The sequence below is a fragment of the Deltaproteobacteria bacterium genome (assembly GCA_020845895.1).
Taxonomy (GTDB): domain Bacteria; phylum Lernaellota; class Lernaellaia; order JACKCT01; family JACKCT01; genus JADLEX01.
On the sequence record JADLEX010000158.1, the window covers coordinates 23628 to 40832 of the forward strand.

Sequence of the window (17205 nt, forward strand, 5' to 3'; positions counted from 1 at the left end):
CCGGTCGTTTGGACCCTGCGCGGACGGAGGCGATCATGCGCGTGTCGGATCTGTTCATCCATCCCATCAAAAGCTGCCGGGGCATTCGCGTGGAGCGGATGACTTTCGGTCCCTTCGGTCCCACGAACGACCGCGCGTGGATGGTCGTGACCCCCGGCGGCGACATGATCGCGCAGGCCAGGCATCCGCGCCTGTGCCTCGTCAATACGGCGCTCGACAAAGACGGCGCGCTGACGGTCGGCGAGGATGCCCTGGGCACGCTGCGCATCGCGCCGGAGGCCGCGGGCAAGGTGCGGCGCAAGGCGCGAATCCGCCTGGACCGCGTGGACGCGATCGACGAAGGCGCGGCGGCGGCCCAGTGGTTCACCGAGCTGCTCGGCGAACCCGCGCGGCTCGTGCGGGTCGATCCCACGGGATCGCGCATGTCCAGCCGTGTGACGCGCGCGCCCGTCGCGTTTGCCGATCTGGGCTCCGTGCTCGTTGTGTCGTCGGCGTCGCTGGGCGATCTCAACGCCCGACTCGAAACGCCGCTCCCGATGGACCGCTTCCGCCCGAACATCGTGGTCGAGGGTTGCGCCCCCTATGCCGAGGATGACTGGAAAAAGATCCGGATCGGCGACGTGACCCTGCGGGGCATGATCCGGTGCGCGCGGTGCGTCGTGACGACGACGAATCAGGAGACCGCCGAACGGGCCGACGAGCCGCTGCGTACGCTGGCGTCGTATCGCAAGCCCGCGCTGCGCGGGGGGCCGGTTTTCGGGAAGTATTTCGCTTACGCGGACGGCGATGCGGTGTGCACGGGGGACGACGTCCGCATCTGAGGCTGTGCGAATCGGCGAATTTCCCATCTCCTTGTCGAACATCCGCTTTCGGGTGTAACCCTGCGTTTCCTCTCCGCGCGTGGGTACGCGGGGGCGCGAACGCATGGGCAATCGCATCGTCGGAGGCAAATACGAGCTGCTTCGCCGCTTGGGGCGAGGCGGCATGGCCGAGGTGTATCTCGGGCGCATGGCCGGCGCGGCGCGGTTCCAGAAGACCTTCGCCGTCAAGCTCGTCCTTCCGCACCTGATCGAGAGCCCCAACGACGTGGCGCTCTTCGTGGACGAGGCGAAGCTCGTCGCCCAGCTCACGCACTCGAACATCGTGCAGGTCTTCGACTTCGGCGTGGACGGCGAGGATATTTTTCTCGTCATGGAGTACGTCGAGGGCTGCACGCTTCGGGCGCTTCTCACCGCCTGCGCGAATCGCGGGCGGACCGCGCCGCTCGACATCGCCCTGTTCGTCATGTCGCAAGTCTGCAGGGGACTCGACTACGCGCACCGCAAGCGCGACGACGAGGGACGTCCTCTCGCGCTCATCCATCGCGATCTCGACCCCAACAACGTGCTGATTTCGGACGAGGGCGAGGTCAAGATCAGCGACTTCGGGATCGCGCGCTCGGCCACGCAGGCGCACCACAGCGACTCGGGCGCGTTGCGCGGCAAGGTGTTCTACATGCCGCCCGAGGCGATCGCGGCCCGGCCGGTGGACCAGCGGGCCGACCAGTTCATCCTGGGCGCGGTGTTCTACGAGGTGCTCACCGGCAAGAAGGCGTTCGCCACGGAACCGGTTCCCTGGGGCGTGTTCGAGAAGATCCGCAAAGGCGAGTACGAGCCCGTCCGCACGGCCAATCCGTCGGTGCCCGCCGAGGTCGAAACGGTGGTGGACCGCCTGCTCGCCGTGCAGCCCGAACGCAGGTTCGCCAATTCCGGCGACATGCTCGCGCAGATCGAGATGCTGCGCCGCATTCATGGCGGCGGGGCCGACGCCACAGTGCTCGGAGATTTCCTCCGCCGCGTGGTGCGCGAGGGGGGGACCTGGATGGGCACGCCCGCGCCGGGACTCGCGCCTCCCGCCGGGGCGGGCCGATCGACGACCTGGTCGACGGATTTCGACACCTCGCCGGGGATCGCGTCCCGCGAATCGATGCCGGCCGCCGGGATTCCAGTCCCGGATTTCGCCGGACTCGAAACGGCGCCCCCGGGTATTTCCACACAGCCCTTCGGCAATTCCTCACGGCCCTCGGGTCTTTCCACTCATTCCCGCGCGCCCATCGTCGCCCCCGGTGCGGCGGGTCCCGACGACGCGGTCCGCCTCGATCCGATGGATCTCGCGCGGCTTTCCGATCTTTTGGTGGAGTCGCCCATCGAGGAAACCGGCACCGCCGACGGCGAGGTGCGCGACGGCGTCATCGCCGCGATCTGTTATCGGATCGCCGAGTCCGGCGCCGCATCGGAGGCGCGATCCGACGACCTTCACGCGCACATGCGGCGCGTGATCGAGCGCGTCCTGCACGGACGCGGCGCGGCGACGACGCCATGGTCCGAATCGCGTCTCATCGCCGTGTGGGGTCTCGCCTCGAACATCGAGGACGCCGCCGCGCGGGCCGTCGCGTGTTCGCTCGAACTCGTCGAGGTGGCGCGGCATCTGTCGGGCATCTCGCACTCGCCCGGCGCGCTGGAGCTGCGTGTGGGCATCGGCGCCGGTCAGGCGGTGTGCGAATGGCGTTCGGACCGGCACGTCGTCGTCGAGGGCGAACCGATCGAGGCCACCCGCGCGATGTGCGCGCTGGCCGACGCGAACGAGATCGTCGTCTCCGCGCGCGTTCACGAAGCCTGCCGCGACCGCTTTCGCTGGGCGACGCCCGCGCAGGATCGCGCCGGCGATCTGTTCGTGCCCGCCGGGCATGCCCCCTGGGCGCTGGCGTCCGTCGCCGGAGCAAAGGGGGCGGCGGCGCCGCCGCTGGTCGGCCGCGATGACGAACTCGCATTGCTGCGCGCGGCGTGGGACCTCATTCGCGCCCGCACCGACCGCAATCGACGCGGCGGCGCGGTGCACCACATTCTGGAAGTCGGCGGCGAGGCGGGTTCCGGCAAGACCCGTCTCGTCGAGGAGTTCATCGCCGCCATCGCCGAGGATCCCCCGCTCGTTCTGCGTGCCTTCGCGCATGCCCACGATCCGCGGCCCTTCGCGGCGTGGACGACGCTGCTCGCGGGATTTCTCGGGGTGCCGGAGGACGACGACGATGGCTGGAAAGTCGCCCTGCTCGCCGTCGCGAACGACGTCGCCGACACGCGCTCACGAACGGCGTTCGAGGAATCGGTGCCGATTCTCGCGTCGCTTGCCGCCGCGACGCGTCTCTACACCACGTTGACCTGGCCGGCCGAGGAAGCCGACGAGACCGAGTGGTTCATCGCGCTGCGTAACTTCGTGCGTGCGCTGGCGTGGTCGCATCGGCCTCTGCTGCTCGTCTTCGAGGACATGCAGTGGCTCGACGCCGCGTCGCGCCGGGCGCTCGAGTTCGTGCTGCAAAACTGCGACGTGAGGCAGGGAATTTTCGTCGTCGGACTCGAACGGGGCGGCGACGACGCGCCCGGTCACGGACCGAATCCGCACGCGCACTACGCCACGAGGGAGCGCATCCGGCTCACCCCGCTCGGCGAAGAGTCGGCGCGCGACCTGCTTCGCGCCCTGCTCCCCGGCCTCGAGGATCGCACCGAGTCGCCCGTCGACGCGCGGCGCGGCGATCCCGGCACGGTGCGCGAGGAAACGCGCGGTTTCCTGTCGCGTTACGACCTGACCTGGCGGCGTGTGCGCGCGGGGATTCTGGAGAGGTCCGGCGGCAATCCGTATCTGTTGCTCGAACTCATCCGCGCGATCCGCGAAAACGGCGATCTCGTCTGCGAAAACGGGCGATGGCGATTCACGAGTCCGCAGGTGGGGCTGGCCCTGCCCGCGACGGCCATCGATCTGGCCCTCGCCCGCGTCGATCGCCTCGGCCCCGAGCCCAAGCGCGCGCTGCACATCGCCGCCGTGCTCGGCGCGTCCTTCGTCGCCGACGCGTTCGCGCACGTCGCGACGAAAATCGGGCACGTGGGCGACCCCCGGGCGATCCTCGGCGATCTGGAAGCCCGCGGCCTGCTCGTGCGCGAGGATCCCGGGCGATACGACCGATACCGCTTTCGCGAGATCATCGTGCGCGAAACCGTTTATCAGGCGGTGCTCGCCCCGGTACGCGCGCGCGTGCATCGCATCGCCGCCGAGTACCTGGAAACGCGCCCCGAGCGCCGCGATATCTTCGTCGAGAGCGTCGTCGCGTCGCACTGGGCGGCGTGCGGCCGGTTGGAACGCGCGATCACGTGGGGTTGCGAGGCGCTGCGAACGCTGCGTCGGCACGGACAGCACGAGGAGTGCGTGGAGTGGACCGACCGCGTCCTCGCGTGGATCGGCGAATGCCCCCCGTCGGGCGGGATCGAGGCGCGCCAGCTCGAAATGCTCGAGGCGCGCGAGGCGAGCCTCGGCCTGCTCGGCCGCACCGCGCAGCGCGAGCAGACGCTCGAGCAGATCCTCGCCCTGCTCGGCGATCGGCCCGCGCACCGCGTGAAGCGCGGCATCGCGTTCGAGCGCCTCGCCGTGGTGCGCCGGATTCAGGGGCGGATCCCCGAGGCGATCGCGTACCTGCACGACGCCCTCGAAATTCTGCGCGAATGCGGCCAGCGGCGTTACGAGGGCAAGGCGGAGAACGGGCTCGCCGTGGTGTACGGAGAGCTGGGCCGGCCGGCGGAAGAGATGGAACACTACCGCGCGGCGCAGGCGCTCTTCGAGGAGATCGACGAAAAGCGCGAGCTGGGGCGCGTTCACAACAACATCGGGATGCACCACCTCGACTCGGGCCGCGTCCCCGAGGCGATCGCGAGCATCGAGACCGCGATCCGGCTGTTCCGGCAGATCCATTACCGCCGCGAGGAGGCGTACGCGGTCAAAAACCTCGGTCTCGCCCATCGTCAGTTCGGGGATATCGACCGGGCCGAGGGGTACTTCCGCCGCGCGCTGGCGCTCGCGCGCGAGGTGGGCGACCTGCACGGCGAGGGCCGTGCGCACAACAACATCGGGATGGTCGAATACGACCGCGGTCGTCTCGACGAGGCGCGCGACGCGTTCCTCCCGGCCATGGAGATTCACGACGAGGTCGAGGACGCCGTCGGCGGCGCGATCGTGCAGCTCAACCTCGGCCTGTGCGACCAGTACGCGAATCGGCTCGAATCGGCGCTCGCGCACATCGACGCCGCCGTCGCGCGATTCGGCGGCGCGGACGCGAAACGGTATTCGGCCGTCGCCCAATCCTATCGCGGGCAGCAGTTGTTCGAGCTGGGCAGGATCGACGAGGCGCGCTCGGAACTCCTCGCGGCCGCGGACATTCTCGCCGAGGCGGGCGAGCGCGAGCACCTTGCGTTCACGCACTGCCGCCTCGCGGCGATGCGGATCGCGGCGGAAGAGTTGGACCGCGCGGGGGAGTCCCTCGCCCAGGTCGAGCACCTGCTCGCCTCGGGGGATCTCCCGCTCGTTCGGCTGGTGTATCATGCCGTGATCGGGCGCGCGGCGCTGGCGGCGGGAGGCCCGGACGACCCCGAGACCGTCGCCGCCGCCGTCCGCGAATACCGCCGCGTCCTCGACCTGCTGGAAAAACAAAGGATCGGACCGCGAAACGAATACTCGGCGGAATTCACGAGGCTGCGCATCGATCTCGCGTCGCGCGGGGTGGGCGAATCCCGATTGCCGCTGCCGGCGCATTGGGACACCGCGCCGCGCATGAGCGCGCCGACGATGCTGGAAACCTGGAATTGAAATGAACCTGTGTGTTTCGGAGAGGACGCCATGACCGACGAACCGGGCTCGCGATCGCACTGGATCGCGACCATCGAGGATCTGCGCGCGCAGCTTAACGCCGCGAGGTCTTCGACCAACTGGCGCGAGCGCACCGACGTCTTTTTGTCCGTCGTCGCCGACGCCGCCGCCATGCTGCTGGGCCGACGAGATGTGAACGAACTGCTCGCGGCCATGCTCGACCACGCCTGCCTGCTGATGGGCGCCGCGCACGCCTACTACGGCGCAAAGGAAGGCGACGACGGCATCCGCGTGCTCGTCGGCAAGGGCATCATGGAAACCGTCGTGGGCATGCGTCTCCCATATCAGGGCGTCAGCGGCGCGGCCATCTTGTCGGGCCGCGCGGAATGCGTGCACGACTACGAAACCTGGGAGGGGCGCAGCCAGGACACGGGCGATGTCGTGGTGCGCAGCGCGATCGCCGTGCCGCTGCTCGCCAACGGCCAGTTCGTGACGGGCGTGCTCACGCTCTTCCACTGCGGCGACGAGGAAGGACGATTCGGCGACGACGACGAACGCCTGCTCGCCGGGTTCGCTCAGCTCGCGTCGGTCGCGCTCGACAACGCGCGCCTGTTCGAGACGCTGCAGGTCGAGCTGCATCGCAAGGACGCCGCCGAAAAGGGGATGCGGGAGTCGGAACGGCGGTTCGCGGAGGTGATCGATTTTCTGCCCGAAGCCATGCTCGCCGTGGACCGCAAGGGACGCGTCATCGCGTGGAACCGCGCGATGGCCGAACTCACCGGCGTCGGGTCTTCCGCCGTGATGGGGCGCGGCGAATACGCCAGCTCCGTGCCGTTTTACGGGGTGCGCCGGCCCATGCCGATCGACCTCGCGCTGCGCAGCACCGACGACGCGGGCGAGGAAATGGAAAATGTCGTGCGCGACGGCGAGTCGATCGTCACCGAGATCCACTTTCCGAACCTGCGTCCCGGCGGCGCGTATCTGGCGATCCGCGCGCGGCCGACGCGCGACCCGGGCGGTCGCATCAACGGCGCGGTGCAGACGATCCGCGACGTCACCGCGCGGCGACGCATGGAGATCGCCGTGCGCGAGAGCCGCGAGCGGCTGATGTCGCATCAGTCCACGCTCATGGACCTGACGAAGCTCGTCGCCACGCGCTTCGACGACCTCGACGCGCTCTTTCGCGAGGTGTCGGCGATATCCGCGGCAACGCTCGGCGTTCGGCGCATGGGCATCCGGTTTTTCAACGAGGAGAGGAATTCGCTCGTTTGCCGCGAGCGGTACGACGCCGCGACGGGCAGGCACACGTCCGGCGAGGAGTTCGCGCAGGCAAGACACCCGACTTATTTCCGCCACCTGCTGGAAGACCGCCTCATCACCGCGCACGACGCACTGGCCGACCCGCGCACGCGCGAGTTTGCCGCCGACTATTTTCCGCGCTACGGAATCGCCTCGACGATGGATTGCCCGATCCGCGGCGGCGGAAAGCTGCTGGGCGTGGTGTGCCACGAGCACGTCGGGGCTCCGCGCCGGTGGACCGTGGAGGAGGAGAGCTTCGCGGCCTCGGTCGGCGACCTCATCGCGCTCGCCCTCGAGTCATGGACGCGCCGGAAGGTCGAGCGCGAGTTGCAGGCCAGCATCCGGTTCGAGGACCTCATCATCGGCATCACGACGCGCTTTTGCGGCGCGGCGAGCGCCGATGTTGATGCCGCGATCGAGATCGCGCTCGGGGAGATCGGCGAGTTCGCGGTCGTGGACCGGGCTTATCTCTTCGACTTCGCGGACGGCGGTCGGCGATTTTCGAACACGCACGAATGGTGCGCCCCGGACGTGACCCCGCATATCGCCGATCTGCAGAACCTGGCGTCGGACGACTTCGCCTATCTCGTCCGCCGCATCCACGCGGGGGAGGTCTTCCATGTCCCGGTGGTGGCGGAGCTCCCTCCCGAGGCGGCCAACGAACGCCTCGAATTCGAGCGTGAGGGCATTCGCTCGATCCTGTGCATCCCGATCAGGACACTCGACGACGTGACGGGATTCATGGGATTCGATTCGGTGCGCGAGCCGCTCACGTGGACCGACCACCAGATCCGGCTGCTGAAGACGGTCGCGTCGCTGATCGCCGTGGTGCGCGAACGCGCCCGCGCCGCATCGCCCGGCTAACCGGACCTCCGCCCGACGAGGATGCACTCGACGCCGAGCAGCGAGGCGGTGCGTTCCACGCGGACTCCGAAACCGTCGAGTTCGCGCGCGAGCGCGTCGATATCCGGCGCGGCCATGTCGTCCGGCATCGTCACGCGCAGCGGCGTCCAGGCGCGCAGCGCCGCGATCATCCGCCAGGTGAGGCCGCGCGCGTCGGGCACGTGCACGACGAATACGCCGCCGGGGGCGAGCACGCGGGCGCACTCGGCGAGCGCGCCGCGCCCCGACGCCATCGCGACCATCCACGTGGCGACGACCGCGTCGAACGCGCCGTCGGCGAACGGCATCGCCCGCGCGTCGGCGCACACGGCGTTCGCACCGCGCCCGGCCAAAAAGCGGACCTTGGCTTCGTTCAGATCGAGGGCCGTCACGCCCGGATAGGTCGCGGCGAAGACCGACGAGCCCGATCCCGCGATCAGAATTTTCTCACACCCGTCCACGGCCTCGCGGATCGTCGCGTAGCGTTTTGCCAATAGCGCGCGGCGCACGGGATTGAGGCTCGATGCGCCGCGAAACTCGCAGTCCGCGGCGTCGGGCCCGTGGCGGCGGCGCCAGTGACGCGCGAACGTGCGCAGATACGAGATGCCGAACGCGAAGACGCGCGCGTTGCTCGATCCCGCCACGCGCGGGCGGTAGTAGAACGGAACCTCGCGGATACGCCGCCCGGCGTTGTGCATGCGGATCAGCAAATCCTGAAGCAGGCTGAAGTCCGCGCCGGTCAGGTCGCCGAGCGGCACCGCGTCGCGGCGATAGAGGCGGAATCCGCTGCTCTGGTCGCGCACGGGGAACGCGAGGGTGATCGAAAAGAATGCGTTGAGCACCTTCGAGAGCAGATAGCGGTCAAACGGCATCTCGGCGAATCCGCCGGGCACGTAGCGGCTCGCGATGACGAGGTCCGCGCCGTCGCGCTCGCGCCACAGCCGCGGAATGAACTCGGGCGGATGTGACAGGTCCGCGTCCATCGTCAGCACGAACTCGCCGTGCGCCGTCTCGAATCCGTCCACGATCGCGCCGCCGTAACCGGGCCGTACCTGGGTGACGACGCGTGCGCCCGCCTCGGCCGCAATTTGCCCCGTGCCGTCGGCGCTGCCCGCGTCGACCACGACCACCTCGAAGCGCGCGCCCATGCGCTCGCACACGCGCGTCGTCTCGCGCACCGCGGCGGCGATATTGCCCGCCTCATTTCGGGTCGGGATCACGACGGACAGTTCGATCGATTCGGCATTCACGGCAGCAACTCTCCAGATCGCGGCGACATTAGCCACAACATCCCCGCGCGGGCAAGGCGACGTGTGGCGCAAGACGTCCGAATTGTGGCGCGGGCGCCCCCGCCCGCGATGAAGCCGCTCGGACCCGGCCGAGGGCGGCCGGGCCACACGTCAGTTTTCGCGCGGCACGCACACCACATACGCCCCGGCGCGCCCGGCGGGGGCGTAGTTTTCGGCCACCGCGCGCAGGAATTCGTCCGAAAACCGCTCGCGCGTGACAACCGATGGCGCGCTCGGCGGACTTTCCAGCACGATGAGCGCATACCGCCGGTCGCGAACGCGTTCGAGCCAGGGCCGCTCGTCAAAAAGCCCGCGCGCGAAGAGTTTGTGCGCGAGATAAGGATTGACGAGATCGGGCGCATCGGTTCCCGCGACAAGGGCGTAGCCGGAGTTTTCGAGGATCGCCGGACCGGGCCTCGCGCGCAGCGCCTCGACCAGCATGCGGTCGGCGGCGTCGCTCGCCGGAACGTTGCGCGTAGGGCTGACCGAGGGAATCGACGCGATCAAGAGCAACGCGAACGCCGCGGCGGCGACCATCGCGCCGCGCGACGCGCCTCCGCCCCGTGCGCGGTCGAGTCCCACCGCGACGCCCGCCGCGCACGCGGCGTGAAACTCGAACATGTAAAGGTGACTCGAACCTTCCTTGCCGAGCGCGACGAGGCTCGCGGCGGTCACCGCCGCGTAGATCGCGAGCGGTGCGACGCGCCCGTCTTCGGTGCGCGCGGCGAGCGCGAGAGCGAATCCCGCGAGGGCGAGCAGGTGCGGCGCGGTGTCGAGGCGGATGTAGCCGCCGGCGTAATACGCGAGGCGTCCCCACGCGAAAGGCGTGACGGAAAATCCGAGGATGTTTTGCAGGAACACGCCGCTCGCCCATTCGCACGCCGCGATCGCGACGCCGAGCCCCGCCGCGTACATCGCGCCGAACACGAGCGCGCGGCGACGTTCACACACCACCCACCAGAGACCGAGCGCAAGCGGACCCGCGATCGCCGTTTGTTTCGTCATCCACGCCGCGACGCCGAGCAGCGCCGCGAGCGCGAGCCTTCGGCGCGACGGCGATTCGACGGCCCCGACGACGAGAGCGGCGAGGGAGAGCGCCGAGGCGAGGGCATCGACGCGCACCAGCGCTCCCAGCCGCGCGGTTTCGGGCACGATCAGGAACACGGCGGCGGCGATCCACACCGCGCGCGCGTTCGCGGATCGGCGGGCGAGCATCGCGGCCAGGACGGCGATCGCGATGACCGCCGCGAGGCTCACCAGGCGTCCCGCGAGAAAGGGATGCGCGGCGCTGTCGGCGAGGCGCAGAATCCCCGCGTAGAGCGGCGGATAGTTGAAAATAGGCAGCAGCGGCCCGTGCGGTTCGACATAAAGCGGCTGCCCCGCGGTCCAAAGCCGCGCGGCCCACACGCACCCGCCCTCGAAATTTTCGAGCGGATACGGCCACAACGCGAGCCGGGCGAGCGTGACGAGCGAAAGCGTCGCGGCGCCCATCGCCGCGATCGCCGTCGCCCGCAACGCGTGTGCGTCCCGCGGGCGTTCCGGATCGGAGCCTGCGGAGGGGGCATCGGCGGACATGGCGGCCTCGGGTCGCGGGAATCTCGGGAGACTCGTTACTAACACAAGACGAGAGGGGGAACATCCGCCACGAAATATGATGGGGAACATCCGCGCCGGACGTGCGTGGGCCCAAAATAGACGCTCGCGGACGCGCCGCGCGGGCACGGTCGGGATCGGTGCGCTTTGCCCTCTTGAACGCGCATCGGGCTTTGCCTACTGTGACCTGTTCCGATCACGCGGGGTTCACAAGGGGGAGAAGAGCGAGTGTTGAGCGCGCGCACGGACATTCTGCTGGCGATGTGCCCGCCCTACGGGCCGGAGATGCCGCCGCTGTCGCTGGCGTCGCTGGTCGAGTCGGCGCGCGCGAACGGATTTACCGCGAATGTGCTCGACTTGAATATCGACGTCTTTCGCGCGGCGGTCGATCCCGGTGAATGGGAGATGGACCACAAGGAACAATGGGTCTGGCCGACGAAATTCCCGGATCTGTGGAAACGCCACGCCCCCGCGCTCGAGGCCGGCATCGCGACCCTCATCGAGGCCGATGCGCGCGTGTACGGTTTCTCGTGCCACTCCGACAATCGCCTGACCACGCAGGACGTGATCCGCGCGCTGCGCCGAGCGCGACCCAACGCGATCGTTATCGTCGGCGGCATGGGCGTGTACTCCGACACGTCGCGACGCTCGTTTCAGAGCGGTCTCGTCGACGCGTTCGTGATCGGCCCCGAGGGCGAGGCGACGCTGGTGGAGTTCCTGCGCGCGGTGCGCGACGGACGGCCCTTCGACGAGGTTCCCGGCCTCGTGCTCTGGCGCGACGGCGCGCTGCGCGAAACGGCGGCGCGCGATGTGGCGAACCTCGCCGAGTTCCCGTTCCCTTCGTTCGCCGACTTCGACCTCAACGCCTACACCACGCCGAATCTGCCCGTCGTCACCAGCCGCGGCTGCAAAAGCCACTGCCTGTTTTGCAACGACCGCGTGCTGATGGGCAAGTTCCGCGGGCGCTCGGCCGAGTCGGTGTTCGACGAAATCCGCCACCACGTCGAGGTGCTCGGTATCCGCGATTTTTCGTTCAACGACCTGCAGCTCAACTACAACGTCACCGAGATCGACCGGCTGTGCACGCTCGTCAACGGGCACTTCGGCCCGGCGTCGGGCGCGATCCGGTGGAACGCAAACATCATCGTCTCCGACGCGTTCCTCCCCTCGATCCTGCAAAACATGCACGCGGCGGGCTGCCACACGCTCACACTCGGTCTCGAAAGCGGATCGGCGCGGGTCGTCAAACGCATGGCCAAGGGCTTCAAGCTCGACACCGCGCGTCGCCTGATGCGCGACATCAAGGACGCGGGCATCACGCTGTGGATCAACCTCGTCGTGGGTTTCCCCGGCGAGACGGACGAAACCGTGCGCGAATCCATCGCCTTCGTCCAGGAGCACGTCGGCGTCATCGACGAGGTGTGCGTGTGCAACACGTGCAACCTGCTCGAATACTCGACGCTCCATGACCATCGCGACAAGTTCGGCATCGCGCCCGCGAGCGACCCGCAGTGGGACGAGGTTTCGTGGCGCACGCTCGACGGCGCCAACACCTTCGAGCAGCGCATGGTATGGCTCGGCTGGATGGTCGACATGCTGCGCGCGAACAACGTGCCGATCCGCCAGACGAACTACCACTTCGAGGGCGAGGACCGCCTGCACGCCGCGCGCCGCATCGACGTGGTGCTCGCCATCGCCCCGCCCGCCGGTACGGACTCGCCGCCCTACGAACTCGTCAGTTCCTCGGCGTACCTGCGCGAGCGCGCGGGCATCGAGGCGACGTGCGTCGATCTGAACATCGAGGCGTTTCGCGCCGCGAGCGACGATCACCGCGCCTGGTGGCAGCCCGGCGTGCGCGAGACCTGGGCCGACCCCGAGCGGCTCGGCGAGATCATGCCGTCGCTCGGTCTGAACGCCGAGACGATGGCCGACCGACTGCTCGCGCCGGGAACGGGGATCGTCGCGCTCTACGTGCACCGCGCGAACGCGATGGTCACGCGCGTGGTGATCGAAGCCCTCAAACGCAAGTCACCCGGCGTGCGCGTCGCGCTCTTCGGACCGACCACGTCGATCGCCGCCGAGCGCAATCTGTTCCCCGACGCACTGTGCGAATTCATGGTGGCGGGCGAGGTCGAGGCGTCGCTCGCCGATCTCGTTTCGCGCCTCGTTCACAACGCGGATCTCGGCACGCTGCGCGGCGTGCGTTTCGCGAAACCGGGCGGCGAGCGCCACTTCATGCCGCGCGAGCCCATCAAGCCGCTCGCCGACCTGCCCTCGCCCGATTACCGCGAACTGCGGCCCGAGATGTACGGACCGGTGCTGGGCGTTCGCATGAGCCGCGGGTGCGTGCATCGGTGCGCATTTTGCGCGGAGCAGCCCGCCGAAGGGCCGGCGCGGCGGCGCAACCCGGCGCGGGTATTCGCCGAGATCGAAGGCGCGTTCCGCGACCACGGCGCGCGCGAATTCGAATTCACCGACCTCATCCTCAACAACGGCGATCCCAAGCCGCTCTTCGAGCTGTGCGACCTGCTGGCGGCGGCGAAACTGCCGATCGCGCTCGGCGCGTCGTTTGCGCCCGACGAACGCAGCACGCGCGAACTGTTCGACAAGATGAAGGCGGCGGGATTTCGGCGCGTGCGGTTCGGCGTCGAGAATTTCGCCGACAACGTGCTGCGTCTGATGAACAAGACCTACACGGCGCAGGTGGCGCTGAAGAATCTGCGCGACGCGCACGAAGCCGGCCTCGAGACGCACGTGAGCGTCATGATCGGTTTCCCCGGCGAAACCTACGAGGATTTCTACACGAACCTCGCATGGATGCGGAAAATCGAGCCTTGGTGCGATTACGTGGACACGGTGACGGCGTGCGAGGTGCTGCCGCACGCGAAGATCGAACGCGCGCCCGCGAAGTATCAGGTGCTGTTGCCGCCCAAGGATCACGCGCGATCCTGGTCGTACATGGGCTACAACAACGAGAACTACCGCGAGACGCGCCTGAAAGAGATGGCGGTCTGGATCGGCGGGCTCGATTTCAAATTCAACTACGACTGGTTCGTATCGCCCGGCAGCAAGTTCCGTCGCGACGAGGGGCGCATCCGCGAGCGTATCGCCAAGCGCGTGGGCCGCGACATCGAGTGCGTGATCGTGAACATGCCGCCGTGGGGCTTCACGAATCCTCCCGTGGGCCCGGCGGTGCTGGCGACGTATCTGGACAGCCGCGGGCACCCCACGAAGGTGCTCGACTACAACGCGCGCTGGTACAACGAAGCGCCCGAGAACCAGAAGCTGCTGTGGCACGTCGAGAACAAGAATTTCTGGTCGAACGACGAGACGTGGGAGGTCCTCGCGTGGGGCCTCGCCGACAAGATCGAAAAGGCAGCGGATGAAATCCTGGCCGCGGATCCGAAGCTCATCGGCTTTTCCGTCGTCGATCCCAAGGAGCGCGTCACCGTCGCCGTGATCGACGCCGTGCGCCGAAAAAACCCCGACGTGAAGATCCTGCTCGGCGGGCCGGCGATCTTCACGCCCGATTACCGCACCATCTTTTTCGAGCGTGCGGGCCGGTGGATCGACGGCTACGTGGTCGGCGAGGGCGAGGAGACGCTACTCGACTGCGTGCGCGCGGTGAACGCGGGCGAGCCCCTGCGCGGCATCCCCGGCGTCATCACGCTCGACACCGAGGGGAAGCAGGAACTCGTGCCGCGCGGACCGATCCGCGATCTCGACTCGGTGCCCTTTCCCAGCTACGCGCATTTCAACATGCGCGAGTATCACGGCAATTCGCTGGTGCTCGAATGGTCGCGCGGCTGCATCGCAAGCTGCCTGTACTGCAAGGGCAAGGATCTCGCGGGCAAGTATCGCAGCCGATCGGCGAAGCACATCTTCGACGAATTGAAGCACCACGTCGAAGTGCTCGGGTTCGCCAGCTTCACCGTGTCGGACAACATCCTCAACGGCCGTCCCAAGGTGCTTCACGAACTGTGCGACTTGATCATCGAGTCGAAGCTGCCCGTGCGCTGGAACGCCGAGGCAGCCCCGATGAAAAACCTGACGCCGGAACTGTTACGCAAGCTGCGCGCGGCGGGATGCTTCGAATTGCAGCTCGGCCTCGAGGTCGGCTCCGACCGCGTGCTCAAATACATGAACAAAGAAAAACTCTTCACCGTCGAGTCGGCGGGACAAGTGTTCCGCGACGCCAAGGCGGCCGGGATCAAGACGTGCATGTTCTGCATCGTCGGCTTCCCGGGCGAAACCGAAGAAGACTTCCAGATGACGCTCGAGATGATCGAGCGCAACGCGCCCTACATCGATCAGATCAAGTCGATCAACGCGTGCGTCATCATCACCGGCACCGACCTGCACGTGCAGGCGGGGCGCATGGGCATGACGCTGCCGCGCGACGACTACCACTACCTGTGGACCGACGGGAACGGTCTTTCGATCGAGGAGCGCAACGACCGCATCCGACGCGTGCTCGCGCTCGTGCAGCGGCTGGGCAAGGAGTGTTTGGAAACGAACTTGACCGAGGGCAAGCAGCTCGATCTCGCGAAGGCGGTGCGCGCGGGGGGCCTCGGGCCCGAGCAACGCTTCGCGCGGCTGCTCGAACTCGCGAACAACCTGGGCAGCTTCGACCCCGGCGATTACGGCGATGGATCGTCGATCAAGGTGCCGACGCTCGCCGAGGACTTCGGCCGATCGGACGCGTACCAACCCGGCGCGGCGCGGCCCACGGCCGCCGAGATCATGGACCGCACCTACGACCGCGCAAGCTTCGCCGCCGCCGAGCGCGACGCGGCGATCGCGGCCTCGGGTTCGTCGGCGTGCCTGCCGGGCGCGGGCGCGGGTATCGCGTCGTCGCGCGCCGTTGCCGAAAAGCCGGGCGACAACGGCCGCGCGAACGGCAACGGACATGCCCACGAAAACGGCAATGGACACTCCCACGAGGAACCCCGCGCCGTCACGCGCGAATTCGTCGAGGAGCGGTTGCATTTGTCGGGCGTGATGTCGGGCGAGCGGGTCTATTGCGGCCCGCGCATCCTGGAAATCGACCTGACGAATCGCTGCAACCTCAACTGCGTGGGCTGCTGGAATCACGGCTTCGAGATGGGCGACGCGCGCTGGACCGGCGAGATGTTCAAACGCACGCTGCCGACCGCGCGCGTGCTCGAGACCATCGACGAGGCGGCGGCGACCGGCGCGAAGATGGTGCAGCTCTCGGGCGCGGGCGATCCGCTGCTGCACCCGGATTTTCTGAAGGTGCTCGAACGCGTGAAGTCGCGCGGTCTGAAATGCACCGTCATCACCAACGGCACGATGCTGACCGAGAAGGTCATGCGCCGCATGGTGGAACTGGGCCTCGACAACCTGACCGTGAGCGTGTGGGCGGGCAACGAGGAGACGTATACGGCCACGCACCCGGGCACCAAACCGAAGACGATCGGCAAGATCCGCGACGCGCTGCGTGAACTGCACGCGATCAAGAAGCGCCTGGGCAAGACGCGCCCGCACGTGAAAATCTACAACGTCATCAACCACGCGAACGCGGGCGGCATCGACGACATGATCACGTTCGCGCTGCAAAGCCTCGTCGATCACGTCGAGTTCACGCCCATCGACATCGTGCCCGGCCGATCCGATCATCTGGGCCTCACCGCGCAGGACCGCGACCGGATCAAGACGCAGCTCGACGGCCTGACGCGCCGCGACGACTACCTCGAGCTCGATCCCACGCAGGCGCCGCGCTCGGCGGGCGCGGGCGGCGAGGGCAAAGAGTTCGCGCGGTTCGTGAAGTACCAGATTTTGCCGCACGATTTCCGCTACGAGCTCGACGACATCTCGCGCTTCGACGTGCTGTGCGAACGCAAGGCGTGGCGGCTCGACATCACCGAGGACAACGTCGAGCACAACGCGCTGTTTTTCAAATACCCCGAGCACGAGTGCCGCGCGTGCCCCGAGCGGCCGCGCTGCTCCATCGACAAGGACCGCCACCACATCAAAGTCGAGTTCCTGTCGGTGCTGGGTTTCGGCGCGTTCTACCGGCGCATCACGAGCGCCGAGGCGCAGTCGGGACATTACGACGCCGGAGCGGTGCGCGACCTGCCGTGCAACATCGGCTGGACCTACGCGCGCGTCGGCACCGACGGCAAGGTCGCCCCGTGTTGCAAGGGCACGAAGATGCCGATGGGAAGCATTCAGGGCGAAGACCTGCGCGCGATCTGGACCAAGCCCGCGTACGTCGAGTTTCGCCGCAACGCGATTTCGAAGCCCAAGGACGATCCCTACTTCGCGCCCATCGCCTGCATGAAGGCGTGCGACAATTTGGGCATGATCCACAAAACCGCTCGCGAACTCGCGGAGCTCGCCCCCGACGAGCGCGAAGCGGTGGCGAAGCCGGCGGAACGCGGGTTTCGGGAAATGTAACGCTCGGTCGCAGCGCCCGAACCTGACCGATCCCCTTTTCCCGCGTTTCGTTTTCGAG

General features: G+C 68.0%; 6 protein-coding genes. 4 read left to right on the plus strand and 2 right to left on the minus strand.

The window, feature by feature from the left end:
- Nucleotides 1-35 precede the first annotated feature (35 nt).
- From IT350_20495 to IT350_20505, 3 genes are all read left to right on the plus strand, one after another.
- The gene (locus IT350_20495) at nt 36-821 is read left to right on the plus strand and encodes an MOSC domain-containing protein (GenBank protein ID MCC6160444.1); all 786 of its coding nucleotides are present in this window, start codon (nt 36-38) and stop codon (nt 819-821) included.
- Between the two features lie 103 nt (nt 822-924).
- Nucleotides 925-5664: a protein kinase gene (locus tag IT350_20500; protein ID MCC6160445.1), complete on the plus strand. Its 4740-nt coding sequence runs from the start codon at nt 925-927 to the stop codon at nt 5662-5664.
- A 30-nt stretch (nt 5665-5694) separates the two neighbouring features.
- Nucleotides 5695-7827, plus strand: a complete 2133-nt coding sequence (locus IT350_20505) for a GAF domain-containing protein (GenBank protein ID MCC6160446.1) — start codon at nt 5695-5697, stop codon at nt 7825-7827.
- On the opposite strand, the gene IT350_20510 is transcribed toward IT350_20505, so the two are convergent.
- Together IT350_20510 and IT350_20515 are read right to left on the minus strand one after the other, a co-directional pair.
- On the minus strand, nt 7824-9095 hold the full coding sequence (locus IT350_20510; GenBank protein ID MCC6160447.1) for a glycosyltransferase: 1272 nt from the start codon (nt 9093-9095) through the stop codon (nt 7824-7826). The genes IT350_20505 and IT350_20510 overlap by 4 nt on opposite strands.
- Before the next feature lie 150 nt (nt 9096-9245).
- Nucleotides 9246-10709 (minus strand): glycosyltransferase family 39 protein, encoded by a 1464-nt coding sequence (locus tag IT350_20515; protein ID MCC6160448.1) that lies wholly within the window; start codon nt 10707-10709, stop codon nt 9246-9248.
- 249 nt (nt 10710-10958) lie between these two features.
- On the opposite strand from IT350_20515, the gene IT350_20520 reads away from it, so the two are divergent.
- On the plus strand, nt 10959-17147 hold the full coding sequence (locus IT350_20520; protein ID MCC6160449.1) for a radical SAM protein: 6189 nt from the start codon (nt 10959-10961) through the stop codon (nt 17145-17147).
- The last annotated feature ends 58 nt before the right edge of the window (nt 17148-17205 follow it).